Source organism: Chitinophaga sp. CF118, assembly GCF_900112615.1.
Taxonomy (GTDB): domain Bacteria; phylum Bacteroidota; class Bacteroidia; order Chitinophagales; family Chitinophagaceae; genus Chitinophaga.
Window position 1 is genome coordinate 35,743 of record NZ_FOMK01000014.1, and the last position, 25,933, is coordinate 61,675.

Consider the following 25,933-nt stretch of genomic DNA (forward strand, 5'->3'; position numbering starts at 1 on the left):
AATCAGAGAGGGCGTGGCAAAAAGGACCCTTCAGATCGTTGGATTTGAAGGGTCCTTGGTTTAAAGAAATTTCTATTTGTGAATCAATAGTACATTTTAAAAGCGGGCCTCACACCGCTTATGTTTCAAAGGGCTCAGGGCGCCTGTATATACCAGCGCTGATTAGCACCGTTCAGCCATGCCCATTGCTGCATTTTGGTGCCATCATCATTGATATAATTGGCGTCTACATCCAATACTTTTCCGCTCCGTTTGTTGATAATGGCAAAGGTGCCGTTGGATTGAGGCTGGACCAGCCATTGCTGGTTATCGCCGCTCAGCCAGTCCCATTGCTGTATCTTGGTGCCGTTGGCTGCTATTATATTGGCGTCTGCATCCAGTACTTTTCCGCTGGCCACACTGGTGATACGATAATAACCGTTGCCCAGGTAAGCGAACGACCATTTCTGGTTGTCGCCGTTCAGCCAGCTCCATTGTTGTACTTTGGTGCCATTCTCGGTAATATAGTTGGCATCAACATCCACCACCTTTCCACTGGCTTCGCTCACAATCTTGTAAGTGCCGTCAGCTATGGGGTTGCCACCACTGATGCTACCGTACAGATAGTTAAGGGCTACCTGGTCATTGGTATTAAAGGGGCGGTTTACGGTACTGCCTATACAAGCCAGCATCCAGCTGTTAGGATCGCCTGCCGTAGGAGTGCCGGGTATATGATCAGCCCCCACGCCGGCCTCGCCTTCATTACCGCCGGAACCGCAGCTGTACGCCCGGTTGAAATAGTCGGTATGACGGAAGCCTATGGTATGACCTATTTCATGCGCAATGATTGTAGCCATCCATCCCTGGTTAGGAGTGCTGCCGATATAAGAGGCGTTAAGCTTGATAGGACTGGGTGGGTTGCCATAAGCATCCGGGAAGCCGGCTGATTGTCCCAGTACGCCCGTGCCCAGGTTGGCATTGATGATGTCTATCTCTCCTCCGCTGGCTACACGCTGGAAAGATATACGCAGGCCAAGCGCGTTATAGCGGGCAATGGCTTCATCTGCCGCAGTGGTATATGCTGCAGGTAAGTTAGTAACGGAAACAGTGATCACCCGGTGCCCGGAAGTGGCAATAATGTTCCAGGTTTGGTACTGTTCTGTTTTAGCGATCACCAGTTCTCTGCCATTTACTTTTTCTTTAAGTGAATGGTCGGGCAGGAAGATGTCGCCTTCCACCACATAACCATTTTCTACTCTTCTTATTTCCTGGGTGTTGAATCCCATGGCTTTGATCTGTGCGACCACGTCTTGTGTGATCTCATTTTTGGATTGCTCCCGTACCTGATCTTTTTTACAGGAGAAAAGTATTAAGCTGCATGCGAGGGTGCATAACAATGCTTTCAAGAGATGCTTCATGTGTGTGTTAATTTGGGTTAAAAGACATAGTAACTAACGGTAAGTGAGGCCCGCCGGGGTGAGGTAATGTTTAAAAGTTAGGGTTTAATGATTTGCGCGTAAAAATTAATAAAAAAGATGGATACTGGTTATTCCATTTTAGCTGTGGTAGGCTGTATGGATCTCAAAAGAGACTTATTGTTAAAAGCGGTTTTTAAAAGTTTACCGATGATTGCTATAAAATATGCCAGTTTTAATCAATAAATTGACCACTAGTTAGTACGAAACAAACAGGGGTACTTTTGGTATTGACCTGTAAGCGGAGGTTTTCATCGCCTTTACTGGTTCGAAATCTGTCCAATCTCCCAGCCCACTTATTGCAATAATGACTTTTCCCAAGTATTGAGACAGTAGGAGCTATTAAATAAGTCTATTAATTTTGTAGAGTAGTTGCAAGGTTATAACTTCGCCGCAAACTATACCTGTGATAAAAAAGTCAATTGAAAGTCTTCAGCTGGAAGCAGCACAAACAGGCGGCAATACGTTGAAACGGAGTTTGGGAGGTATTAACCTGATAGCCATAGGCATTGGAGTTATTATTGGAGCCGGCCTTTTCTCATTAACGGGCATTGCGGCGGCTAATAATGCTGGTCCGGCAGTGATCCTGTCTTTTATCCTGGCAGCGGTAGGATGTGCCTTCAGTGCGCTCTGTTATGCCGAAATGGCTTCTATGGTTCCTGTGGCAGGAAGTGCTTATACTTATGCATATGCCACATTGGGAGAACTGTTCGCCTGGATCATAGGCTGGGATCTTGTCCTCGAATATTCTGTTGGTGCAGCTACTGTTGGCATCAGTTGGTCGAGATACCTGGTTACTTTTCTCGCTAAATTCAATATTCACTTACCGGCACAGCTGGTCGCTTCTCCTTTTGAATTGATCACATTGGCAGATGGTACACAGATTCACGGGTATATCAACCTGCCTGCGGTATTGATCATTGTGTTCATCACTTCGATCATTATATGGGGTACAAAAGGATCTGCACTTTTCAATGCCATCGTGGTAGCATTAAAGGTGAGTGTAGTCTTGGTGTTCATTGCACTGGGCTGGCATTATATCAATCCGGAAAACTATAAACCGTTCATTCCTGCCAACACCGGGGAATTTGGTCACTTTGGATGGAGTGGTGTTCTGCGCGGAGCTGGAGTGGTATTCTTTGTATTCATCGGCTTTGATATTGTAGCCACAATGGCGCAGGAAACAAAGAACCCCAAGCGGAATATGCCAATAGGCATTCTCGGTTCCCTGGTAATATGTACTATCCTGTTTGTATTGTTTGGTTATGTGATGACCGGGCTGGCACATTATACTGCGTTTAAGGACAGTGCTGCGCCCGTAGCAATCGCTATTCAGAACACGCCATATGAATGGCTGTTCCTTGCCGTTATCGCCGCTATCCTGATAGGATATACTTCCGTGATCCTGGTAGATCTCCTGGGGCAATCCAGGGTGTTCTATTCCATGAGTAAGGATGGCCTGTTGCCCCAGGTATTTTCTCAACTGCATCCCCGGTTTAATACACCGTTTAAATCCAATATTGTATTGTGTCTTTTCATTAGTCTGTTCGCCGGACTTGTTCCCATAGGGGTAGTTGGTGAAATGACCAGTATCGGTACTTTACTGGCATTCGTCATGGTATGCCTGGGGGTACTGATTTTACGGAAAACGCAACCGGATCTGCCACGCGCATTTAAAACACCATTTGTGCCGGTGGTTCCTATCCTGGGTATTCTCACCTGTCTTACTATGATGGTGGCTTTACCGCTGGATACCTGGATCCGTTTGATAGTGTGGTTGCTGATCGGCTTTGCTATCTATTTCGGATATGGGAAGAAAAACAGCAAGCTGGGGCAGGAGCAGAGAAAATAAGATATTCTTTTTATAAGGCGAAGAGATGGTTTTATAACTATCTCTTCGCTTTTTTGTATCTTCATACCTCGTTAAACACATCAGTATCAATCGAGTTTGTAATCTCAAAAAATAATCTTCCCTTTCTTGTCACGTTTCGTTCTGCTTATTTGTTTTAATAGTACTAAAACGATAAGTATGACACAACAACATTCAAATCAGGAAACAAACAAGAATGAGCAGCATAAAAGAGCTTTCATTGTTTGGCTGGCAATCTTCCCTTTAATAACGATTTTACTCTGTTTGCTGGGAGATATTTTACTACCACTCCCTCTTATTTTAAGAACATTTATACTAACAATTATAGTTGTACCTACTATGGTTTATTTTCTTGTACCGCTATATACCAAACTATTCAGTAGCTGGTTCAACAAGTAGTATTTGTAAAAAGAAAAACAGTTTTATATAATTCATAAAATACAAAATCATGATAACCGTAAAAGTAACTTACACAGTAAAATCAGCATTTATTTCCCAAAACCAGGAAAACATTAACCTGTTTATGGATGAATTCCGCAAAATTGGTAGTAAAGACTTTCGTTACACAGTCTATTTATGTGAAGATGGAAAAACATTTGTTCATCTTTCCCATTATCAGAATGAAGAAATACAAAAGTATTTGCTTAACGTACCATCATTTAAGTTATTTCAGAAACAAAGAGATGAAAGTGGGCTTGAAGGCGCTCCTCAAATAGACGTAATGAAAATGGCGGCATCTTCAAATGATATTTTCAGTCAACAGTGATATCAGAATAGATAATTAAAAATATATTGCTGCGGCGGGATTGACTAGTCAATCCCGCTTTTTTGCTTTGTAAAATAAATTAACATTGGCTTAATAAACATTGTTGTAATGAGAGGTATATTAGTATCGAATTCATTTTAACCAATAATTCAGATTGATAAAATGCTATTAAGTATTGTTAAAATAAGAGAAACAAGCGTTGTGTTATTAAGTTAGTTTTGCGGCATAGAAAATACTCTCAGATAACCATATGAAAAAAACCTGACCAGCCTTTTTATATACATTATCCATAAGAAGTAAATCAACTTAACCTATTTACTAATAAGAAAACCTATTTACCAACAAAAACCATTTGCTAATAAGAAAACCCATTTGCTGGCAAGAAAACCTATATGCCATCAAAAAACTATTTGCTGACAAGAAAAACCATTTACAAACAAAAACCATTTACGAACAAAAAAACCATTAACTGACAAGAAAACTATTTTCTAACAAGGAAACCCATTTACAAACAAGAAACCCATTTACCAATTAGAAAACCTAAGAAAACCTATTTTATGAGAAGAGTAAAATCTACTATCCTAATTTTGTGCTTACTTTTTTATTATTCCTTAGCGGGAGCTCAGACAAACATTGCCCCACAGGCAACATCGAGCACTTCGTACGTATCATCCTGGGAAACTATTGCTGCTTTAAATGACAATTTTACCCCGGCGAATTCTAATGATAAATCCCATGGTGCTTATGGCAACTGGAACAATCCTAACACAACCGAATGGGTGCAGTACGACTGGTCACAGAATTATACAGTGACTTCCATTGAAGTGTATTGGTTCAATGATGCAGGAGGGGTGCTGACTCCTACTACAGCGTATGCAGATTATTGGAATGGCTCCTCCTGGATTCGCCTGGGTAACATACCTCTGCAGACCAATGCATTTAACGTATTGTCTGTAGCGTCGGTTAGTACAAACAGGATACGGGTATCGATGCTTAACAAGAGCCAATCCACCGGATTACTTGAGTGGCGCGTAATTGGCACTACCGTAGGAGGACCAGTAGATACTACTACTACCGGAGGAAAAGCTTATGTATGGCCCGCGTATTCTCCTACCATCAAGTATAATTTCAGAGATGAATTTCCTAGTTTACCAGCTCCTTCCAGTGCGTTAAATGATTGTCCTCAGGTTGCAGGAACTCAATCTTCACAATGGTGGGCTTTCCGTTGGGGACCAAATAAAAATTCACTGGTTACAACAGCTGCCATTACACCGCTGCTTGCAAGAATGAACACAGATTTTGCCTACTTCCGCGATCAGATGGGCTGGCCTCCGGATTTACGTGCGAAGAAAGGTTATTTCAGTTCAGTATATCTGTATGGTTCAGGACTTTGTACTGATAATGCGCCTAATACAGAATTGGGTGGCTGGCAGAGTACTATATACTATAACGGAGTTAGCTGGCCAATGGTACTTGCATCCTATTATCCTATCTACAGTTATGATCCTGCCTGTACATATAGTGACCGCGAATTCCAGAAAGGTGCAATGGTGCATGAAGGTATTCATGCTTTATTGGCCGACTTACCAGGTGTAAAAAAGTCTGCATGGTTCCAGGAAGGTGGTAACGTTTGGTTACAGCAAACTGCCGATGCAAGGAGATCCAATAACTTTAATACAATGGGCGATCTGAATGGTACAGATTTCATCGCTCCTTTTATGCCAATTGAGTGTTACTCAGGTTGGTTACAGGATGGTAGTTTTGGTGGACCATCAGCAGAAGGTGTTAACATGTTTAACGGTAATCAGCAGATTTGTACATGGCGTACATTTTTAGGAGGACACCAATACAGCAGTTCGTTCCCCACTTTTTTAGGAAATACACTTGGTGATGGAGCAGTGCCCTGGATATGGAGAAATGCACCAGGTCGCGTACTTGAAGGTATTGCTTCCGGAGTTGGTGCAACACAAATGCGCAGGTTAATTACAGAATACCGTGCAAAACAGGCACTCGTAGATTTCGGCCCATGGAATAAAGCTATACTGGGATTATTGAATGGACACTTCGGACAATCAATTGGTGCAGAGTGGCAACCTTCCTGGTTAAAACCTGCAGCATGGATTGCTACACCATATGTTAAAACTACAAACAATGCAGGATTGCTTACCCCCGATACCACCACATTACCAGGATGGTCCGGAGCAAATCAGATCCCTTTACAGGTAACAGGAAATATGGTTACTGTTAACTTTGAACCGATTGGTGCGAATATGACATGTCAGCTGGTTTATCGTTCCACAACAGGCGTACCTGTATATAGCCAGTTCGTTTCAAGCGGTACTTGTAGTTTAAAGCTGGATGTTCCTCCTGCAAGTGGAGTAGTCATTGCAGTTATTACAAATACTGATTACATCTATAATGGAGAAACTACCCGTAAGGCTCATTATGATTACCGTTTAAGATTGGTTACCGGAGTTACAGGTACTGCAAGTGTTAACACCAAATGGTATAATTCAGCCACATTAGCAAGTGCCAGGACAGCTGGTGATGATACCGCTGATGAAATAGGTATTGACTGGTCTAAGTATTGCAATCATTCATTTGAGAATACCCGTGAGGTTGCAGAAGTGAAAAAGATAGTTAATCCTGCTGAGTTTCTGATGTATCCAAATCCAGTTGTAGAGAGCACTAATTTAAAGCTTGAATTTACTAATGCGGAAATGGAAAAGACTGTTATCACCATTATTAAGATGACTGGTGAGAGAGTTTTTGAGACTGTGACAGTAGGTAAAAACTATATCATTAATACGAAGAATCTTAAGAGCGGTTTCTACTTAGTGAGAATTAAGAACTCTAAGACGAACACCACGCAGAAGCTTGTTGTTATGTAATTTTGTATTGAACCGCTCCTGAAAGAGTTGACGGTTAAGAATAATCCTGGTTACACTATGTAACCGGGATTTTCTTTTTATGTCAGTTTTCATCGTATACAGAGGTTACTATCATGCGGGATAGTACTATATAAAGTATAGTAATATGTCTGTAAGTTTGCATTACTAAATAAAGTAAACCAGAAAAAATGAAGAAGAACAAAATTATCTATTGGATAAGTACAGGCATTATTGCATTTATGATGTTATTTAGTGCATATAGTTACCTGACGAATAATGAAATGAAAGCCGCATTGGAGCAGCATCTTGGATATCCTTTTCATTTTAGGATTGAATTAGCGATTGCAAAAGTTATAGGTGTTTTGGTTTTATTAATTCCGGGAATACCAGCAAAAATTAAAGAATGGGCCTATGCAGGTTTTACATTCGTTTTTATATCAGCATTTGTGGCCCATTTATCAGCTGGAGATGGTATCCAGCACGCCATTATGCCGGTAATATTTTTAGGGATTCTGGCAGCTTCTTATATCAATAAGGATAAGATCCACAGTTAAGATGAGTTTGGATTAGATACATGTTGTCAACATTGTATCTGATGCTGTGCTCTTTTCACAAGAGGACCCAAATATAAAAAGGGCGTATCATATTTTTTGATACGCCCTTTTTATATTATTGAAAATGAATTGGAGCATTGTTTGTTAATCCCTGAAGAATAGGACTTGCAATAAGAATTTAAACTCTAATTTTTACCTCCCCGCTCAACATTTTTTATATCCTGCTCTCTGTTCTTTTTAAAATCAAAATGTTCGAAGTCCTTTGTTGCGGGCACTTGTATAGTATAATTATCAAGGATATCTATTTCAATAACTATATTATCTGTTTTTAAATCTATGATATGCCCACCAGCATCCTTTTGCTGAGACAGGTAATGAAAATGATAACCTGCAATATTGGTGTTGTCCATGAATGAGGGCAAACGGTATCCTATCATATCGCCCTGAGAGTCTGCAAATTCAAAGAAGTGTTGCAGGTTCAGCATATCAGCCAAGGGCGTATGTTCGTGTTCTTTAACTGGTGGGAAAGCCCTTGTTTTAACATAACTGAATTTTCCACTGATATGAATAGCGTACATCCCGTTTATATTGGTTAAGATACTATCCAGGTAGTGGAAAAGGGTCGCCTTGTTCATTGGCATATTGGGAGTTATCTTAATATCGGGATGAAAGAAGTTGATCATCGCAAAAGGAGTTAGCTGCTTATCATCAACAATAAAGGTTTTACCCGTGTGTTGTGTTTGGTAGATCTTTCCCTGGAATATCATGATTTCTCCATCCAGTTTATCGGGTGCACCAAGACCAAAATCCCCATGTTTTTTGAGAGATTTAAACGGATAAAACCCATCGTAAAGACCACCGATAAGACCAGCGCCGATGCCTACAGTGAAGAGGGAACTATCCGGAGGAACGTCTTTTTTAACACCTGGATAAGAGCTGGCAGATAATGCAGATATACATATAGCCAGGATGATGATAGATAACTTATTGACAAGACGCATAGATTGTGATTTTTTCAAGGGAATAAAGATAGCATTTTAAAGAGTACTTTTTTTTGCTCGGGATAGATTGTACCTTAGCATTGGCCGTAACTTCCTTTTTAATATCTTTCGAAATCCCATAAAATAATGCCATCAATAGCTAATAATACACAGCATAGCAAAGCAGAAACCCTCAAAGCATTGCATGAGCGTGCAGGAATATTCGTTATCCCCAATCCATGGGATGCAGGTTCTGCAAAATTACTTACCAGACTTGGGTTTGAAGCACTGGCTACTACGAGTGCGGGACTGGCTTATGCGCTGGGAAAACCTGATGGTTATGGTGCGGTTACCCGTGAAGAAACATTAAAAAATGTACAGGATATTATCATGGCCACCCATCTTCCGGTTTCAGCCGATCTGGAAAATGGTTTTGGCGACGAGCCCGAAGCTTGCGCGGCAACAATTTTACAGGCAGCCAGGATAGGTCTTGTAGGAGGTTCAATAGAAGATGCTACCGGGAGGCCCAGCGATCCTATCTATCCGTTTGAATTGTCTGTAGAGCGTATACGAGCAGCTGTATCAGCAGCCCGGAGTTTACCATTTCCTTTTACATTAACTGCACGTGCAGAAAACCTCATACATGGTCGCCCGGATCTTAAAGATACTATACGTCGTTTGGAAGCCTATGCAGCTGCTGGTGCAAATGTGCTCTTTGCTCCGGGACTAAAAACACGTGAAGAAATTGAACGCGTGGTAAAGGCTGTAGCTCCAACACCTGTGAGTGTGGTAATGGGGCTGGGAAATGTAACTTTTTCACTGGATGACCTGGCTCATCTCGGTGTAAAACGTGTAAGCCTGGGCTCATCACTTGCACGTGCTGCCTATAGTGGTTTCTTTAATGCGGCGGAAGAGATCCGGCAAAAAGGTACATTCACTTTTGCAGAAACTAATATTTCATATGCAAGTGTCAACGAAATAATGAAATCAGTTTAAAAATAAGACAATGAAAAGAATGTTAACTTTATCCTGATAGAATACTCTTTAACCCAACTAACAAAATCCCGTATGAAAATCCTTTCAAGCGCTGTATTAGCAGCGGTTAGCCTATTATTTACCAGTTGTGCCAAAAGCACAGAATCGCTGAAATTATCCACTGTAGCCGCTGCCTCAGCAGGAGCTCCTTCAGATCCTGCCAGAGCTGCTTTAAAAAGCCTGATCTCTAATGTGAAAACAGCTACTGCAAAGGTTTACAATGCAAAAGATAATGTAGGGCATACAATGGATTGCGCAAAGATCATTGCGAATCCCAGTGGTGGTTTTATTGCCGTATATCATACCTATGTGAACGGGCAGGCAAAAGTAAACCTGGCTACTTCCTCCAATCTGCTCACCTGGACCTGGATCCGTGAACTGGCAGGAAGTAACACCGGATCTGCCTCTCAGCCCACTATAAAAGTAGCTTCCGATGGCGGCTTTGTTATGGCATGGGAGCAGGAGCCCAGCAATCACCTGAAATTTGTATACTTCAGAAACTGGACGGATCTGCAAAACGGCGTTGTCAACAAAAGTTATGAAGCATCCCGCACGCTTTCTTCCTGTGCAGAAGGAACTCCTAATCTATATGCCGCCAGCAGTACTACTCTGGATGTAGGATTCCATTACTACGCAAATTGTGATGTAGACAGGCAGGCAAGAGGAAAACTGACGAACTTTAACAGCTGGAGTGCAGCCACGCAGTCAAATTTTGACAATGCTCTTTTATATTGGGGTGTAGCAGGTAATATCGGCGATCGCGATGGGTATCTGAATTATCAGGGTTATAATTTCGGATTGATAGAAGGGCAATTCACTAAAGGAGATTTTGGCACCTGGAGAACTTTCATTTATGATTATTCGACGGGCAATGCAGAACAGTTAAATATCCAGACGGATGGTGGTAGTGCTGCTTTTGCTAACCCTACTTTTACGAAAATAACCATCAATGGTCAGAATGCTATTCTGGTTACGTTGTTCGTACCCAGCGAGAATTCTGCATCAGGAGAGGCGGGGGAGTTGATTTATTATAAGACGTATTAATAACGAACATCTGCCTACGATTATAGAATTATTACTTTGTCTTGAAAATACTAAAGGGCCCATTCTCACGGGCCCTTTTTGTATTTTCAGTATGCAAACAGATTAGAATAGCGGATTGTTTACATATATTTAGCTGGCATTCACCATCCATCTTATACCATAGCGGTCAACGAAATATCCGAACAGATCTCCCCAGAATTGTTTTTCCAGTGGCATGAGGATCTGACCTCCTTCCGAAAGTTCATTAAAGATCCGTGTGGCTTCCACATCTCCTTTAAGTGAAAGTGATAATGCCACATTTTCTCCGGCCTTTAACTCCTGATCCGGATAACTATCAGATGCCATAATACTGTTATCTTCAAATGTGAAAAGAGCATGTAACACTTTGTTCTTATAGCCTTCCGGTGCCTTCATATTGGGATCGTCATAGCGACTCACAATTTCGGCTGTACCGTTTAATACCTTTTTATAGTGATTAAGTGCTTCTTCACAATTACCCTGAAAGTGCAGATAAGGAATCAGTTTCATACGGCAGTTTATTCTGAGAAACAAAAGTAGATATGAATATGTTTAAGGAAGAGGGTTAAAAAAGTCAACTAAAGGGGGAATTTGAGACAAAATTTTGTAAATTAACCCAGTTGTAATAAACCTATCGTGATGATAAAGCTGGCATTACTTGTTACTCATAAACACAGACTGATCAGTATCGCTGCGATTCTGGATGTCTTTGACACTGTCAACAGTTACTATGCTGCTATTCAACAGCCACCATTTTTTAACATTCAACTGGTAGTACCGGATAATGACGAACGGGCATTGTTGCCCAGTTACGAACATTATACTTCTGTGAACCTGTCTGATGCAGATGCGGCAGATCTGGTATTAATCCCTGCATTTGTAGCCGAAGATCTTGAGCAGGCATTAGCCGCCAACTGTGGATTCGTGCCCTGGATTCGGGAACAATACCGGAATAAGGCAGAGATCGCGAGTTTCTGTACAGGGGCATTTCTGCTGGGGGCTACCGGTTTATTAAATGGTAAACCTGCCACTACACATGTCATGGCCAGGTCCGCTTTTGCAGGAGTTTTCCCTGAAGTGAACTTACAATCAGATAAGGTATTAACTGCCGCAGAAGGTATTTACACCAGTGGGGGAGCAACCAGCACCTTTCATCTGCTGTTGTACCTGGTAGAAAAATATTGTGGAAGACCGGTAGCTATACGCACTGCCAAAGTGTTTGCCATTGATATGGACCGGTATACACAGGCGTATTTCAGTGTGTTCGTTCCAGAAAAACATCATACCGATGACCTTATTACGGAAGTACAGCAACGAATGGAAAAGGGATATAAGGATGCGAATACGGTAGAAGCATTTATGGAAGATATCCCTGCCAGTCGCCGGAACTTTGTACGACGTTTTAAACATGCTACCGGTATCACGCCCATAGAATATCTGCAAAAAACGCGCGTAGAGGCTGCCAAGCGATTACTGGAACAAACCGGCAATAGTATTCTGGCAGTGATGCTGGATTGTGGCTATAACGATATTAAAGCGTTTCGCAAGGTGTTCAGGAAGGAAGTAGGATTAACACCTACAGAATACCGGGTTAAGTTTTCAGGGGGAAGCCGGAAGATATTAAGGGAAGAGGAGGTTTAAAAATAATACCGTATCTTGATCGCACTTCACGAGGGAAACGGGAATAATTGATAATATACGGTAATCGCATTACCGGTAATCCCGTTACATTATGTCAGAGCAACACACAGTTTTAAAGAAAGTAATCAAGCCTGTTCATCTTTGGGCTATTGGTGTAGGATTAGTTATTTCCGGTGAATACTTCGGATGGAATTATGGCTGGGGAGTGGCCGGTACCGTCGGCTTCCTGATTGCCACACTGATTATTACATTATTGTACATCACTTTTATCTTCAGCTTCACAGAACTTACCACTTCTATCCCGCAGGCAGGAGGACCATTCACTTATTCACATCGTGCACTCGGTCCTTTGGGAGGGTTGATTGCCGGATATGCCACCGCTGTGGAGTTCCTGCTGGCTACTCCCGCTATAGCATTCGCGCTGGGCAATTACCTGCACTTTCTGCATCCTGCATTGCCGGTATTGGGCTGCGGTATTGGCTTTTATGTACTATTGACTGGTGTGAACCTGCTGGGCATTAAGGAATCAGCGCTTTTTTCGCTGGTTATTACCCTGCTGGCAGTTTTTGAACTGCTTATCTACATGGGGATTGTGGCTCCGTCTTTCAAAGTGTCGAATTTTATGCATAACCCAATGCCCGCCGGCTGGTTTGGTGTATTTGCCGCATTGCCCTTTGCCATCTGGTTATACGTATGTATAGAGGGCATTGCGATGGTGGCAGAAGAAGTGAAAGACCCTTCCAAAAACATTCCTAAAGGATATATCTCCGGTATTCTCACATTGATGATCCTGGCAATTGGGGTAATGGTATTTACCGGTGGGATTACCGACTGGCAGCAGTTGTCAGCAATTGATTATCCTTTACCGGAAGCTATCGGTATTGTATTGGGTAAGCAGAGCGGGGTTGCCAAGATTTTCGCCGGTATTGGCCTTTTTGGCCTGATAGCCTCTTTCAACGGTATTATCCTCAGTTACTCCCGCCAATTGTTTGCATTGGCAAGGAGTGGTTATCTGCCTTCATTCCTGGCCGCGCTGAGTCCTAAACGGCAGGCACCTCACTGGTCGTTGATCGTGGGAGGATTGTTAGGGATTATTGCATTGTATTTGGGTAAAACCGATCAGTTGGTAATCCTTTCTGTATTGGGGGCAGTGGTGATGTATATCCTGAGCATGATCAGCCTGTTTATTTTACGGAAGAAAGAACCAGAGCTGGAACGTCCGTTTAAAGCACCCTTATATCCCTGGTTCCCGGCTATCGCTTTAATATTATCGGTAGTATCCCTTATCGCCATCATCTATTACAATGTCTGGCTGAGTATCTTATTCTTTGCCGGCATGGCAATTGCCCTGGTTATTTTTGTCGCTATGGGAAGGCATAAAGTTGGAGCAGTAGTTTATACAACTTAACAAATACTACATCTTAATTTACAATATAAATGGTTTTAAAAGTGAAGCATTTTACTTTGTATTTATAGCTAGGCATTTCCGGGGAAAAGATTATCCTCCGATATTCCTGTCTCTCTTCTTATGCGCAGAGCGATTGTTAGTATTGCCTTTAATCAATTGTTTATTGAGCTTACATTTTTACCGGACAAAAGTGTATCAGGATATATAATATAACATGGCTTATAAGAGTACCATACATCATAAAACATATCATTTTAACGACCTGCGTACACTGCTGGCGAAAGCAACGCCTTTCCGTTCAGGAGATGCCCTCGCCGGATTGGCGGCAGACAGTTATGAAGAAAGGGTAGCAGCACAGATGGCTCTGGCTGATGTGCCGCTTAAAGCATTTCTGAATGAAGTGATCATTCCATATGAAAAGGATGAAGTGACTCGCCTTATTATAGATACTCATGATGCTATTGCCTTTGCACCAGTAAGTCATTTTACGGTAGGTGAATTCCGTGACTGGCTCTTAGGCGATACTGCTGATACAGCCACATTGCAACAATTATCACCTGGTCTCACACCTGAAATGGTAGCAGCAGTATCAAAGCTGATGCGGAACCAGGACCTGATCAGCGTGGCACACAAATGTGAAGTTGTGACCCGATTCCGCAATACGATAGGTTTAAAAGGTCATCTCTCAGTGCGATTGCAGCCAAATCATAACACAGATGATCCCAAAGGAATAGCCGCCAGTATTGTTGACGGTTTATTATACGGTAGTGGAGATGCTGTTATAGGGATCAATCCCGCGACAGACAGTCCGCAGGCGGTGATCACTCTCTTACAGATGCTGGACAATCTGCGGCAGCAATTTGATATCCCTACGCAATCCTGTGTATTATGTCATGTTACCACAGCCTTGCAAATAATGCAACAGGCTCCGGTAGATCTGGTATTTCAATCAATAGCCGGTACAGAAAAAGCGAACAGCAGCTTTGGGATCAATCTTGCATTATTGCAGGAAGCACATGAAGCGGCGTTATCTTTAAAACGTGGTACTATTGGCAATAACGTGATGTATTTTGAAACAGGACAGGGGAGCGCTTTATCTGCCAATGCACATGCCGGTATAGATCAGCAAACCTGCGAAGTAAGAGGATATGCAATTGCCCGCCGCTTTGCACCGCTGCTGGTGAATACCGTTGTTGGTTTCATAGGACCGGAATATTTATTTGACGGAAAACAGATTATCCGTGCAGCACTGGAAGATCATTTCTGCGGGAAGCTGATGGGTTTACCAATGGGAGTGGATATCTGTTATACAAATCATGCAGAAGCTGATCAGGACGATATGGATACATTACTCACTCTCTTAGGTGTAGCAGGCTGTAATTTTATTATGGGAGTACCTGGTGCGGATGATATTATGCTGAACTATCAGTCCACATCTTTTCATGACGCATTATACGCCCGCAAAGTACTTGGATTGCGTCCTGCTCCGGAGTTTGAACAATGGCTGCAAAAACAGGGTATAATGAATCCCGCGGGACAATTATTACCTGTAGGAGATACACATAGATTGCTTGGATATAGTGGAGGGTAACCGGATATTTTCATAATAAAAATCTATGGATCCGCTAAATGATCTAAGTGATTTGTTTAATTAATCCGGGTAATATTTTTATCATTATCTATTGCACAACATTATCGTTTTATAAGTAAACTTCTTGTAAATGGAATTAATACAGTCAGATCCGTGGTCGTCATTACGAGCATTTACTACAGCACGTATTGCCCTGGGAAGAACAGGTACGGCGATTCCCTTACGGGAGGTTCTGGCATTCAGAATGGCTCATGCGCATGCACGTGATGCCGTATATTCTCAACTTGAAACGTCTTTACTGCAGGAGCAGTTGCAACCTTTTCATTTGCCTGTTCCATTGTTGCACAGCCGGGCCACAGATCGCTATGAATATCTGCAAAGACCAGATAAAGGCCGGGCGCTGAATGCCGAAAGTGTGGAAACATTATCTGCTTTAGAACATGGTGCAGATGTCGCTATTATTTTAGCTGATGGCTTATCTGCCACAGCCGTTAATATTCACGCCAATCCTTTATTACAACAGTTGTTACCGATGTTAAAAGCTTCCGGTATATCCGTAGGGCCCATATGCCTTGTACAGCAGGGGAGGGTAGCTATCGGGGACGAAATAGGTGCTTTACTAAAGGTAAAAGTAACCATAGTGTTGATCGGTGAACGCCCGGGATTAAGTGCTGCGGATAGTATGGGTGCTTATCTTACTTATGCACCTAAACCCGGTACTACAGATGAAGCCCGCAATTGTATTTCAAACATTCGTAAGGAAGGATTGCAATATCCTGCTGCTGCAGGAAAGATTTTTTACCTCTTGCAGGAAGCATTGAGATTACAATTATCAGGTGTGGAGTTGAAAGATAATCATGGATTGTTGAATAGTTAGAACGTGTTTAACAAATTACTAAACAAAAAACCTCCTTTTATTATCAATAAAATTCAGAATGATATTTCAACAATAGATTAGAGAATAAAGTAGCCATTAACAGCTACTTTATTCTCTAATTTAACACCCTATTTTTCTTCTGTGTTTTTCTTCTTTCTCTTCCAGAATTTGAAATTAAAATTAAAATCAAAGAGCGAAAACCTTATGTAATTTGGAGATGAAGGTATAGCCTCGCTACTGTCTATTCCTGGCAGCTCAGTTAATGGTTTGGTACGGCTGCTGTAAATTTCGTGTTTTATTTCCATATACTTTGTTTTATTAAAATTACTTAAATTATTGTGTTGCCTACTTTCTGAATGCTATCTTTTTTTGTAGAAATATGAAAGTAAATGCTAAATAAATAAGGGTAACAAAATACTAAATAGAAGAAAAAATCTCCTTTTATTATCAATAAAATTCAGAATAATATTTCAATAATAAATTAGAGAATAAAGCAACTATTAACAGCAACTTTATTCTCTAATTTAATACCCTATTTTTCTTCTGTATTTTTCTTCTTTCTCTTCCAGAATTTGAAATTAAAATTAAAATCAAAGAGCGAATACCTTATGTAATTTGGAGATGAAGGCATAACCTTACTGCTGTCTACTCCTGGTAAATCCGTTAATGTTCTGGTACGTTTGCTGTAAATACGTTGAGAGTTATCCATATACTTTGTTTTATTGAAACTACTTAAATTATTTATGATTTCTACTTTCTGCACATTGTCTTTTTTTGTGGAAATTTGAAAACCAACACAAAATAAATATGGAATGCATGATAGCATCGCATAAGTAAAAGCTCTGTAATGAAATAAAGCCTTTCGTCTAAATATATTGTAGGTGGTATTAACAGACTCCTCAAGTTCATCTACATAGGCTCCCTTAATTATAAAATTAAGGGTAGCTTTTTCATTGCTTTCGTATCTGTTGCCTGATCTGAATATTTTATAGTATGTTTTAGGCTCCTTTAAGTAGGGTATATCTACAGGCATTAATAACAAAGCAGTATTAATAAGTGATGCAATAAACAAAATGATAAAAACATAAAAGCAAACATAATCTAACCAATAACAGTCAGATGCTTCGAAGAAAAGAGATTGAATAATGGGGATTATGAAAATAGCTAATGCAGAATACAAGATCATAATGTTAGTAAACGCATCCATATTCTTTTGATAAAAACCAGAATATTGTTCTAACCTTTTCTCGTTAATTTCAATCATGTAATCTAAATCATAAAAAGATCCCATACTATTTACAGGTTTTTAGGATAGATAAGCGCATGCTTATATAGCCTGAGTTTAACAACAACAGTTACTTCCAAAATTTTATCAGACTAAATTGTTCTTAGGGGAGTTCTCACTTCGATAATATTCACTTGTTTCCAGAAAGAAACAATAAAAATAAAAGCATGTTATGACGTGGATCAATGCAAAATAAAAAATTTTTACTAATTGCAAAAATATTTAGTAATCGTCCATTCCCCGCCGGACTGTTTATTCCTAACCGGAATATAATGGTATCGCTTTAGGAGATAGCTACTGTTTTAGCGTTCAGCTATGCATGTCACAATATTTACCAACTACGTCTGATGCTGACTGTGAGCCAGAAGGAGGCAATTATTGTGTACATTATTCCAAATAAGTTTCTTTAATTTTGAGATTTATAATATTTTGCCCATCATACTTCATTAATCAAGATGCCAGAGGACGGATTCAATATTTCTGCAGAACAAGCTAATGAAGGGCTCCGTAACCATAACGTGGATGTCTTTCAACAAATATATCTTGCTTACAGTGAAGAGCTTTTTTTACTGGCCAGCCGTTGGGTAAAGGATGAACATCTTGCTAAAGACCTGGTCCATAACCTGTTTGTACACCTTTGGGAAAAAGGAGATACGCTGACTATTACTGGAAATGTGCGGCATTACCTGTTCAGGGCTATCACTAACAGATGCCTGAATGAATTAAAAAGAAGATCAAGATTTGTGAGTGAGGATTTACTACAATGGCAGGCAGATCCAAGTTCACTGAATGAGATTTCAGACTATATTCTGTTGCAAAAGGAACTAATCAGTCATTTACAGGGGCTGGCACCGCGATGCAGGGAAATATTTATGATGAGTCGTGTGCAGGGCCTGACTCCGTCAGAAATAGCCGCTAAACTGAGCATTACTCTCAATACTGTATATTTTCAGCTGGCAGTAGCACTCAAATATCTCCGCACACATTTACAGCAGGGGAAAAAAAGTTGAAACGGCATCAAAGTTTAACCATTTAGTATTGTCTTAATACTATAGATCATGAGTAACGAGGATATACAGGAATTTGTTATTGATTGTTTAGCAGATCCTGACAATAGGGACAAACAGACTGCGCTGGCTCAATGGCTACAGGAATCTGAAGAAAATCAGGTACTGTATGCTGAAACAAAACGCATCTGGGATATGGCGGAAGAAATTCCTGCTACTCCTTTCAGCACCGCTGAGGGCTGGGCGGCGCTGTCTCAACAAATCTCCACTCCGGTAAAAGTAAAAAGATTATTCCCCTGGAGGAGTGTGGCGGCAGTCTTGCTCCCATTATGCATTGCCACAGCTTTCTGGTGGCAGCATAACACGAATAATCGTAATAATGACTGGACTTCCTTTACAGCACATGGATCAGAAAAAGATAGTCTATTGTTGCCCGATGGTTCTGTTATTTATGCTAAGCCGGGAACTACACTGGCCTATAACAAAGAAAGAGTGGTGAAATTGCAAAAGGGAGAAGCTTTCTTTGAAGTGGTTAAAAATGAACAGATCCGTTTTGTGATAGATCTGGAAAAAGGGAAAGTAACCGTGCTGGGTACCAGCTTTAATATAAAAGTAGGTACAACTGTAACAGATGTAACCGTATTGGACGGAAAGATCAGTATGAATGCTGATAATAGTGAAACACCTGTGGTATTAACCAAAGGAGAAACGGGCCGACTGGACGCATCTGCTGCTACTGTTAATAAAATACCTGGTAATTATTCTTACAACTGCGGATGGGTGAACGGGGATTTTGCCTTTAAAAATGAGGAAGCCGCTACTGTAGCAGCCGTATTATCCGAATATTATCATACAGAGATCAAAATAGATGACTCTCTTCGTAAACGCAGAATTACCGTGAAGTTCTCTAATTCATCTATTGAAGAAGTTAAAGCTGTATTGGCAGAAGTTTTAGATAAATAGGACAACTCTATAAATTAATCCTCCATATCTGATTTTTTTCTCATAATTTGATGCCGATAACCATACAAAGATTAACCGGCAATTATGAATCGCAATGGCGTCATAAGGATCTATTATTTGTTTTTAACCACATTCCTCATCTCTGTAGCCGTAAGAGCGCAGGTCCCTTCTGTATTGAACAAACCGCTCACCATCGATGTAAGCAATCAACCCATCAGCAGACTGTTGCAGTTAATTGAAACGCAAACCGGTGTTTCCTTTGCTTATGCGAATGAAATACTTGCAGACAGGCCCAATGTTACTTTCATCGGGTATCGTACCAACCTGAAGGGTATTCTCGATAAACTTTTCCCATCTGCTTTATACCAGGTAAAAGCCATTGGTAAGCAGATCATTATCAAACCGCAAACAGTTATAAAAGAACCTGTTAAAGATACATTAGTGCCCTATAAGCTGGTGGAAATGAATACTGTAGTGGTAACCGCACTGGGAATAGGGCGGCAGCAGCGTTCCCTTGGATACGCATATACCGATGTGAAAGGCAACGAATTAACAATGGCCAGGGAAATAAATCCGGTTAATGCATTGAGCGGAAGAGTGGCCGGACTGGATGTAAACCCGGTAAATAGCGGGGTGGGAGGTGCTACAAAGGTCACCTTACGGGGTGTTAAGATCATTGGAGGGAATAACCAACCGCTGTATGTGATTGATGGAATCCCAATCAACAATTCTTCTCCGGGACAGGCAGATAAATATGGTGGTTATGATCTGGGAGATGGTACTGGTATCATTAACCAGGACGAGATAGAAACTATCTCCGTTTTAAAAGGTGGGGCTGCCGGTGCATTGTATGGCAGTCGTGCGGGCAACGGTGTCATCCTCATCACCACCAAAAAAGGAATCCGCAAGGGATTTGAAGCCACTTTCTCCTCCAATGCCACTATAGAACGGATTAATGACAGTTACGATTTCCAGGAAACATATGGTAGTGGCAGGGACGGCCTTTTGCCAGCAAATGCCGCGGCGGCCCGCGACTTTCCACAACTGAGCTGGGGGCCTAAAATGAATCCCGATAGCCTGGTATGGCTCTGGAACGGAAAGCGTGTGCCCTATGTGAATGCTAAAAACAGGGTCAGCCGGTTTTTCCGGGAGGGAGTTACCCTCACTAATTCCCTGGCCTTTTCCAAAGGAAATGAGAAAACACGACTGCGCTTTACCTATACGAATATCAGCAATAAAGATATTATCCCTGGCAGTGGTCTGAACAGGCATCATTTATCTATCCGGGCCACTTCGCAGCTAACCCGCAGGATAAGTATGGATGCAAAGATCACCTACATGAACGAACGGGTGAACAACCGGCCGGCACTCTCGGATAATTCTAATAACATTGGTTATGTGCTCAGCGGTATTGCGCCAAACATTGATATCAACTGGCTAAAGGATTATAAAAATCCTATTACCGGCGATTATGTGAACTGGAATAATAACGTATACCAGGTAAATCCATACTGGGCTATTTATGAACAACCGAATGTAAGCGTACAGAACCGGCTGACGGATTTTGTACTGCTGAAATACCAGTTAGCGCCAGGACTCTTTCTCCAGGCCCGCACAGGCATGGATTATTCCTGCTTCAGCTTCCGGGAATTCATGAATTACTCCACCCCCTTTAATCAGAGTGGTGCTTTGTTCCTGAAAGATCGCAACTTCAGGGAAATGAATTCAGATATACTGATCAACTATGGGAAGCAGTTCAGTGATTTCCGGATAGGAGTCAATGCCGGGGCCAACAGGATGGATTACAATGAGACGCTGTTAAATACCAATGGCCGGAATATGAATACCCGGGGTGTGCAAAGCATCAATAATTTTCAGACGAAACTAAGCAATGAACAGATCCGGAGAAAGCGGATCAACTCCGTATATGTGGCTTTTAATGTATCCTATAAAAGTTACCTCTACCTGGACCTGACAGGAAGAAATGACTGGTCGTCTACACTGGCAAAAGGACAAAATTCTTTCTTTTATCCTTCTGCTTCTGCCAGCTTTGTATTTTCAGAACTGATGAAAGAAAACAAAGTGTTGTCTTTCGGTAAGATACGTTTCTCTATTGCTCAAACGGGTAGTGATGCCATCGATCCTTATCAGTTGAAACTGACTTATGGAGCAGATCCGGAGCTCCCTTCCGTAGGAGGTTTTCTTATTGGTGGTGTAGCTGCTACCAGTGTGCCGTTTGAAAAGTTGAAACCCAGTATCAGCAAATCTTATGAGGTGGGTATGAACCTGGTATTCTTCGAAAACCGTATCAGTCTGGATGCAACATGGTACCGTTCCAATACCAGGAACCAGGTACTGAATGCACCCGTATCTACCAGTAGCGGATATACGAGTGCGGTAATTAATTCCGGCAATGTACTGAACCACGGACTGGAAGTAACACTGGGTATAAAACCTGTTGTATCCCGCAATTTCAACTGGGATGTGAATATCAACTTCGCCCGCAATAAGAATAAGATCCTGGCGCTGAATGCACTGGTATCTGATTATTATACATTATCGTCTGCCCGTTGGGGTAATGCTACCATCGTAGCGAAATCAGGAGAGGAGTATGGCACTATCATGGGCAGAACATTTCTGCGTGATAATCTGGGAAGGATGATCCTTGATACTAAAATGCTGCCTCAATATAGTGAAAGAGATTCGAGGCTTGGGAATAGCCAGTATAAATGGATAGGAGGAATCACCAACCGTTTCTCCTATAAAAATCTTGCATTGAGTGTACTGGTGGATATCAAACAGGGAGGGAGTATTTTCTCTATGACTAACCTGTTGGCATATGCCACGGGACAGCAAAAAGGTACACTTGAAGGCAGGGAGGAATGGGTACGTTCAGAACAGGAACGGATGGCATCCGGTACAGATGAAACCACCTGGGTACCTACCGGTGGATTGCATTTAAAAGGTGTGCAGCAGAATTCCGCCGGGGGAGGTTTGGGAAGACCTCTGTACAAGGAAGTAGCGGTATATGTAGATCCGCAGGTATATTGGCAGCGGGTAGCATATAACATTCCAGAGGCATCTGTTTATGATGCTTCCTTTGTGAAAGTAAGACAGCTGAATATTGATTACAGTTTACCGCATTACCTTTTTGAAAAGACAGTGATAAAAACCGTGACGTTCTCACTGATTGCACGCAATCCTTTTATCCTGAGTAAACATATTCCTAATGTAGATCCGGAATCGAGTTATAATAATTTGAATGGACAGGGCTTTGAATATGGTGCCCTGCCTACACGCCGCTCTTACGGAATTAACCTGAATGCCAAATTCTGATGAAGATGAAAATACGCATACTGTATTTTATATTACCTGTGTTAATCGGTTGCACAAAAGATTTTGGGAAGATTAATACTGATCCCAAGAAAGGGTCATCAGTAGCGCCTGGAGAGCAACTGGCCGCTGCTGCTTATTTCCTGGATGGAGGAAGAGAAACCGGTTATCCCAATCTGCTGTTATTACAACCTATGGTGCAATATATTAATGGTACCACAGGCATGGGATATGGTTCCAAATATATCAGGAATGATTTCTATAACACACTGATGTGGGATATCTATTACAGTAAGAGTATCAAACAACTGGCAGATCTCATCGAAAAAAATAAAACAGATACGGCACAGATAAATTATATAGCCGCTGCACGTGTACTGAAAGTATATATCTTTTCTTTGCTCACAGATGCATTTGGAGATATTCCCTATTCACAGGCTGGTATGGCCTATTATAACAAAATATATACACCACAGTACGATTATCAGCAGGATATTTACAATAGCTTTTTTAATGAACTGGATACGGCGATTCTTCAGTTTGACGACAGGCAGTTACCCATCTTAAATGATATTGTTTATAACGGTGCAATCATCAAATGGAAACGGTTGGCAGCTTCCCTGCAACTGCGTTTAGGCATGCGCATCTCAGCCGCAAATCCTGCAAAGGCAAAGGCGGAAGTGCAGGCGGCTATTGCAGCAGGAGTGATGCAGAGCGCGGATGATAATTTTAAGATGCTGCATGAAAACTATGCATATCCTGATTTGCGGGGCAATGGATATGCGCAGGCTTTACAAGAGGAAGAGACTTACAGGCATACATCTGGCTGTGCTACATTTGTTAATTATCTGAAAGCAGAAAATGATCCGCGCCTTGGTTCGTTCTTCGTTAATTTCGATGAAAATGATAATGATATTACGGCCATCACCCACTATATTCCTATTAAGCCGGGTTTGTATTTCTGGGAGCAGGTAGAAGACTTTACCGGAACGAATGGAGTTGTTATCCCACATGCATATAAATACTGTACTATCAATAAACCCTTTTACCAGTTGCAGTCTCCCTTCCTGCACATGGGATATGCAGAAGTAAGATTCCTGCTGGCAGAAGCTGCCGCCAGGGGGTGGACGGGCGACAACGCCAATATACATTATCAGGAGGGCATCCGCGCTGCTATGGCGCAACTATTACTTTATCCCGGTATGAATGCTGTGAGTGAACAGGCGATCAATGATTTTGTAACTGCCCATCCTTTAACAGCGGAGCATGCTATTGAAAAGATAAACATGCAGAAATGGGTGGCCTTATTTCCCAATGGATTTGAAGCATATGCTAACCAACGGCGTACAGGTTTTCCGGTATTAGCTCCTATAGTCGATGTTAATGGCGAATCAGAAACGGGTGGTGTATTACCTAAACGTTTATTGTATCCTGCTGCAGAAGCGCTTAATAATCCGGTTCATTACCAGGAGGCACTTAACCGCATGGAAGGGAAGGATGACAGATTACGAAGGGTATGGTGGAATCAGTGATGATATATTGTCCTTTGGCAGATACTGATTTTATAATCCGGATTTTTTTTTAGATTTTACATAGATAATCTGATTGTCTATGATAAAAAGTCTCCACGTTTTTCTGCTGCTTCTCTGTTGCTCATCTTTTGTAGTAAAATCGCAGGATCGTCATATCCCGCCGGCACCCCTTTTCAGAGATCCGATCTATGACGGCGCTGCAGACCCTGTCGTGATATGGAATGATATTGAAAAAGCCTGGTGGATGCTCTATACTCAGCGCAGGGCGAATGTGGATGCAATGAATGTTGCGTATTGTTATGGCTCTGCTATTGGTATTGCAGCCTCTAAAGATAATGGGCACACCTGGATTTACAGGGGAGCGCTGAACCTGGAATTTGAAAAGGGAATGAATACTTTCTGGGCGCCCGATGTGGTGTTTAATAATGGTACCTATCATATGTTCGTATCCTATATCCAGGGTGTGCGTAATAACTGGGGCGGTAATGCCCGGATCGCGCATTATACCAGCAAGGATATGTGGGACTGGAAATTTGAGGGATTCCCGGAGTTATCTTCAGAAAAAGTAATTGATCCTACCCTCATCCAGATGCAGGATAAAAAGTGGCGGGTCTGGTATAAAGATGAGGCTCGTGGCAGTCATATTATGATGGCAGAAAGTAATGACCTTTTTAAATGGACCTTTAACACTGAGCCAGCCATTGGTGAAAGGGCACAGGAAGGCCCGAAAGTATTCCACTTTAAGGACTGGTATTGGATGGTGACCGACGAATGGAAAGGAATGCGTGTTTACAGGTCAAAAGATATGCTTACCTGGACCAAGCAGGGCATGATCCTGGATGTGCCGGGAAAACGTCCGGAAGATATTCCTACTGGTGCACATGGAGATGTAGTAGTGGTGGACGATAAAGCTTATGTGATTTATTTTACCCATCCGGGGAGGAAATTCCATGGCGAAGATAAGGTGAATGAAGATGGAATTGTACCTTATTCCCGCCGCCGCTCTTCAATTCAGGTGGCAGAGTTGAAATTTGAAAACGGTACGCTGGTTTGTGACAGGGATGCCCCGTTTGACTTCTGGTTACCTGCTAAATAAGTAGAGAATTTTAGATATCCTGCAAACAGAAGGCTCCATCAGGAGCCAAATATCAGGAGGCAAAATAATAATCAAGAGGTTCCCCAGAACCTCTTGATTATTATTTTGCCTCCTGATAAATAGAAAAACCTAAAGCCCCTACATTGTTTCCAGTTCTTCCGGATGTTTCCTTCTGTACCACAGGTAATAATATGCCAGGATAAACACGCCCATGAAAAATGGGATCACCGCGAGATGTTTATAGGTAATCTCTCCCATGATTGTAATTGAATCAAAATGCAGGAACTCACTGATCATCCAGTAGGAGTTTGCACTGATCCATACGGTAATAGCCAGGTTATGGCATAACTCAGACATAAACTGCCGGGTACGGTAGGCTATGATAATAGAGATAATAAGGGTAGGGAAGATCATAATGATTCCCAATGTGTGCCATACAAGGCACCAACTGATGTCTTTGAACAACCAGAAAACGATATGGAGATTCTCCATTTTCCGGTATTTTAATGGAATACTGTAAACAGGCGATGGTGTGGTTTCAGGCATTATTGGTGCTTAATTGAAGGGGCAAAAATATGAAATGCCAGC

Annotated in this window: 22 protein-coding genes; 16 read left to right on the forward strand and 6 right to left on the reverse strand. The window is 41.7% G+C overall.

All coding sequences use genetic code 11. The features are described from left to right. Nucleotides 1-134 precede the first annotated feature (134 nt). Nucleotides 135-1,397 carry a M57 family metalloprotease gene (locus tag BM176_RS30060; RefSeq protein WP_090108114.1) on the reverse strand — a complete coding sequence of 421 codons (1,263 nt, stop codon included), beginning with the start codon at nucleotides 1,395-1,397 and terminating at the stop codon, nucleotides 135-137. 463 nt (nucleotides 1,398-1,860) lie between these two features. Here BM176_RS30060 and BM176_RS30065 point away from each other — a divergent pair, with 463 nt between their 5' ends. The 5 genes from BM176_RS30065 (at nucleotide 1,861) to BM176_RS30085 (ending at nucleotide 7,535) form a co-directional block, all read left to right on the forward strand. Continuing rightward, nucleotides 1,861-3,306 carry an amino acid permease gene (locus tag BM176_RS30065; protein WP_090108115.1) on the forward strand — a complete coding sequence of 482 codons (1,446 nt, stop codon included), beginning with the start codon at nucleotides 1,861-1,863 and terminating at the stop codon, nucleotides 3,304-3,306. 177 nt (nucleotides 3,307-3,483) lie between these two features. Then, a complete protein-coding gene (locus BM176_RS30070) occupies nucleotides 3,484-3,723 on the forward strand; it encodes a putative antibiotic biosynthesis monooxygenase (RefSeq protein WP_090108116.1) in 240 nt (79 codons plus the stop codon). A gap of 49 nt (nucleotides 3,724-3,772) precedes the next feature. Next, entirely contained in the window at nucleotides 3,773-4,090 is a 318-nt protein-coding gene (locus BM176_RS30075) for a hypothetical protein (RefSeq protein WP_090108117.1), read from the forward strand. Nucleotides 4,091-4,647: 557 nt separating this feature from the next. After that, nucleotides 4,648-6,981 carry a T9SS type A sorting domain-containing protein gene (locus BM176_RS30080; protein WP_090108118.1) on the forward strand — a complete coding sequence of 778 codons (2,334 nt, stop codon included), beginning with the start codon at nucleotides 4,648-4,650 and terminating at the stop codon, nucleotides 6,979-6,981. Between the two features lie 188 nt (nucleotides 6,982-7,169). Then, on the forward strand, nucleotides 7,170-7,535 hold the full coding sequence (locus BM176_RS30085) for a DoxX family protein (RefSeq protein ID WP_090108119.1): 366 nt from the start codon (nucleotides 7,170-7,172) through the stop codon (nucleotides 7,533-7,535). A 185-nt stretch (nucleotides 7,536-7,720) separates the two neighbouring features. Here the strand turns inward: BM176_RS30085 and BM176_RS30090 are convergent, their stop codons facing one another. Continuing rightward, nucleotides 7,721-8,536, reverse strand: a complete 816-nt coding sequence (locus BM176_RS30090) for an acetolactate decarboxylase (RefSeq protein WP_090108120.1) — start codon at nucleotides 8,534-8,536, stop codon at nucleotides 7,721-7,723. A gap of 126 nt (nucleotides 8,537-8,662) precedes the next feature. Here BM176_RS30090 and BM176_RS30095 point away from each other — a divergent pair, with 126 nt between their 5' ends. Both BM176_RS30095 and BM176_RS30100 read left to right on the forward strand, forming a co-directional pair. Next, a complete protein-coding gene (locus BM176_RS30095) occupies nucleotides 8,663-9,511 on the forward strand; it encodes an isocitrate lyase/PEP mutase family protein (RefSeq protein ID WP_090108121.1) in 849 nt (282 codons plus the stop codon). Nucleotides 9,512-9,583: 72 nt separating this feature from the next. After that, on the forward strand, nucleotides 9,584-10,594 hold the full coding sequence (locus BM176_RS30100; protein WP_218162311.1) for a hypothetical protein: 1,011 nt from the start codon (nucleotides 9,584-9,586) through the stop codon (nucleotides 10,592-10,594). A 129-nt stretch (nucleotides 10,595-10,723) separates the two neighbouring features. On the opposite strand, the gene BM176_RS30105 is transcribed toward BM176_RS30100, so the two are convergent. Continuing rightward, the gene (locus BM176_RS30105; protein WP_090108122.1) at nucleotides 10,724-11,122 is read right to left on the reverse strand and encodes a VOC family protein; all 399 of its coding nucleotides are present in this window, start codon (nucleotides 11,120-11,122) and stop codon (nucleotides 10,724-10,726) included. A 129-nt stretch (nucleotides 11,123-11,251) separates the two neighbouring features. Between BM176_RS30105 and BM176_RS30110 the strand changes: the two genes are divergently transcribed. From BM176_RS30110 to eutC, 4 genes are all read left to right on the forward strand, one after another. After that, on the forward strand, nucleotides 11,252-12,253 hold the full coding sequence (locus BM176_RS30110; protein WP_090108123.1) for a GlxA family transcriptional regulator: 1,002 nt from the start codon (nucleotides 11,252-11,254) through the stop codon (nucleotides 12,251-12,253). Between the two features lie 91 nt (nucleotides 12,254-12,344). Next, nucleotides 12,345-13,661 (forward strand): ethanolamine permease, encoded by a 1,317-nt coding sequence (gene eat / locus BM176_RS30115; protein WP_090108124.1) that lies wholly within the window; start codon nucleotides 12,345-12,347, stop codon nucleotides 13,659-13,661. Nucleotides 13,662-13,875: 214 nt separating this feature from the next. Continuing rightward, nucleotides 13,876-15,252 carry an ethanolamine ammonia-lyase subunit EutB gene (locus tag BM176_RS30120; protein WP_090108125.1) on the forward strand — a complete coding sequence of 459 codons (1,377 nt, stop codon included), beginning with the start codon at nucleotides 13,876-13,878 and terminating at the stop codon, nucleotides 15,250-15,252. Between the two features lie 130 nt (nucleotides 15,253-15,382). Further along, the gene (gene eutC, locus BM176_RS30125; RefSeq protein ID WP_090108126.1) at nucleotides 15,383-16,129 is read left to right on the forward strand and encodes an ethanolamine ammonia-lyase subunit EutC; all 747 of its coding nucleotides are present in this window, start codon (nucleotides 15,383-15,385) and stop codon (nucleotides 16,127-16,129) included. Nucleotides 16,130-16,257: 128 nt separating this feature from the next. Here the strand turns inward: eutC and BM176_RS32640 are convergent, their stop codons facing one another. Beyond that, nucleotides 16,258-16,434 (reverse strand): hypothetical protein, encoded by a 177-nt coding sequence (locus BM176_RS32640; protein WP_177230591.1) that lies wholly within the window; start codon nucleotides 16,432-16,434, stop codon nucleotides 16,258-16,260. A gap of 227 nt (nucleotides 16,435-16,661) precedes the next feature. After that, a complete protein-coding gene (locus tag BM176_RS30130; RefSeq protein WP_143097956.1) occupies nucleotides 16,662-17,420 on the reverse strand; it encodes a hypothetical protein in 759 nt (252 codons plus the stop codon). 449 nt (nucleotides 17,421-17,869) lie between these two features. Here BM176_RS30130 and BM176_RS30135 point away from each other — a divergent pair, with 449 nt between their 5' ends. The 5 genes from BM176_RS30135 to BM176_RS30155 all read left to right on the forward strand — a co-directional run bounded on the left by BM176_RS30135 (nucleotide 17,870) and on the right by BM176_RS30155 (nucleotide 25,345). Beyond that, on the forward strand, nucleotides 17,870-18,424 hold the full coding sequence (locus tag BM176_RS30135; protein WP_090108128.1) for an RNA polymerase sigma-70 factor: 555 nt from the start codon (nucleotides 17,870-17,872) through the stop codon (nucleotides 18,422-18,424). Between the two features lie 48 nt (nucleotides 18,425-18,472). After that, nucleotides 18,473-19,384 carry a FecR family protein gene (locus BM176_RS30140; protein WP_090108129.1) on the forward strand — a complete coding sequence of 304 codons (912 nt, stop codon included), beginning with the start codon at nucleotides 18,473-18,475 and terminating at the stop codon, nucleotides 19,382-19,384. A gap of 84 nt (nucleotides 19,385-19,468) precedes the next feature. After that, nucleotides 19,469-22,720: a SusC/RagA family TonB-linked outer membrane protein gene (locus BM176_RS30145; RefSeq protein WP_090108130.1), complete on the forward strand. Its 3,252-nt coding sequence runs from the start codon at nucleotides 19,469-19,471 to the stop codon at nucleotides 22,718-22,720. Between the two features lie 5 nt (nucleotides 22,721-22,725). After that, the gene (locus BM176_RS30150; protein ID WP_177230592.1) at nucleotides 22,726-24,249 is read left to right on the forward strand and encodes a SusD/RagB family nutrient-binding outer membrane lipoprotein; all 1,524 of its coding nucleotides are present in this window, start codon (nucleotides 22,726-22,728) and stop codon (nucleotides 24,247-24,249) included. A gap of 79 nt (nucleotides 24,250-24,328) precedes the next feature. After that, entirely contained in the window at nucleotides 24,329-25,345 is a 1,017-nt protein-coding gene (locus BM176_RS30155; protein ID WP_090108132.1) for a family 43 glycosylhydrolase, read from the forward strand. A gap of 138 nt (nucleotides 25,346-25,483) precedes the next feature. Here the strand turns inward: BM176_RS30155 and BM176_RS30160 are convergent, their stop codons facing one another. Beyond that, nucleotides 25,484-25,891, reverse strand: coding sequence for a hypothetical protein (locus BM176_RS30160; RefSeq protein WP_255373615.1), 408 nt, complete (start codon nucleotides 25,889-25,891; stop codon nucleotides 25,484-25,486). Nucleotides 25,892-25,933 lie beyond the last annotated feature (42 nt).

Excerpts from the sequence above, each read along its gene's own strand:
- BM176_RS30060 (WP_090108114.1), bottom strand. The coding sequence starts at position 1,397 with ATGAAGCATCTCTTGAAAGCATTGTTATGCACCCTCGCATGCAGCTTA.
- BM176_RS30070 (WP_090108116.1), top strand. The coding sequence starts at position 3,484 with ATGACACAACAACATTCAAATCAGGAAACAAACAAGAATGAGCAGCAT.
- BM176_RS30075 (WP_090108117.1), top strand. The coding sequence starts at position 3,773 with ATGATAACCGTAAAAGTAACTTACACAGTAAAATCAGCATTTATTTCC.
- BM176_RS30080 (WP_090108118.1), top strand. The coding sequence starts at position 4,648 with ATGAGAAGAGTAAAATCTACTATCCTAATTTTGTGCTTACTTTTTTAT.
- BM176_RS30085 (WP_090108119.1), top strand. The coding sequence starts at position 7,170 with ATGAAGAAGAACAAAATTATCTATTGGATAAGTACAGGCATTATTGCA.
- BM176_RS30090 (WP_090108120.1), bottom strand. The coding sequence starts at position 8,536 with ATGCGTCTTGTCAATAAGTTATCTATCATCATCCTGGCTATATGTATA.
- BM176_RS30095 (WP_090108121.1), top strand. The coding sequence starts at position 8,663 with ATGCCATCAATAGCTAATAATACACAGCATAGCAAAGCAGAAACCCTC.
- BM176_RS30100 (WP_218162311.1), top strand. The coding sequence starts at position 9,584 with ATGAAAATCCTTTCAAGCGCTGTATTAGCAGCGGTTAGCCTATTATTT.
- BM176_RS30105 (WP_090108122.1), bottom strand. The coding sequence starts at position 11,122 with ATGAAACTGATTCCTTATCTGCACTTTCAGGGTAATTGTGAAGAAGCA.
- BM176_RS30110 (WP_090108123.1), top strand. The coding sequence starts at position 11,252 with ATGATAAAGCTGGCATTACTTGTTACTCATAAACACAGACTGATCAGT.
- eat (WP_090108124.1), top strand. The coding sequence starts at position 12,345 with ATGTCAGAGCAACACACAGTTTTAAAGAAAGTAATCAAGCCTGTTCAT.
- BM176_RS30120 (WP_090108125.1), top strand. The coding sequence starts at position 13,876 with ATGGCTTATAAGAGTACCATACATCATAAAACATATCATTTTAACGAC.
- eutC (WP_090108126.1), top strand. The coding sequence starts at position 15,383 with ATGGAATTAATACAGTCAGATCCGTGGTCGTCATTACGAGCATTTACT.
- BM176_RS32640 (WP_177230591.1), bottom strand. The coding sequence starts at position 16,434 with ATGGAAATAAAACACGAAATTTACAGCAGCCGTACCAAACCATTAACT.
- BM176_RS30130 (WP_143097956.1), bottom strand. The coding sequence starts at position 17,420 with ATGGGATCTTTTTATGATTTAGATTACATGATTGAAATTAACGAGAAA.
- BM176_RS30135 (WP_090108128.1), top strand. The coding sequence starts at position 17,870 with ATGCCAGAGGACGGATTCAATATTTCTGCAGAACAAGCTAATGAAGGG.
- BM176_RS30140 (WP_090108129.1), top strand. The coding sequence starts at position 18,473 with ATGAGTAACGAGGATATACAGGAATTTGTTATTGATTGTTTAGCAGAT.
- BM176_RS30145 (WP_090108130.1), top strand. The coding sequence starts at position 19,469 with ATGAATCGCAATGGCGTCATAAGGATCTATTATTTGTTTTTAACCACA.
- BM176_RS30150 (WP_177230592.1), top strand. The coding sequence starts at position 22,726 with ATGAAAATACGCATACTGTATTTTATATTACCTGTGTTAATCGGTTGC.
- BM176_RS30155 (WP_090108132.1), top strand. The coding sequence starts at position 24,329 with ATGATAAAAAGTCTCCACGTTTTTCTGCTGCTTCTCTGTTGCTCATCT.
- BM176_RS30160 (WP_255373615.1), bottom strand. The coding sequence starts at position 25,891 with ATGCCTGAAACCACACCATCGCCTGTTTACAGTATTCCATTAAAATAC.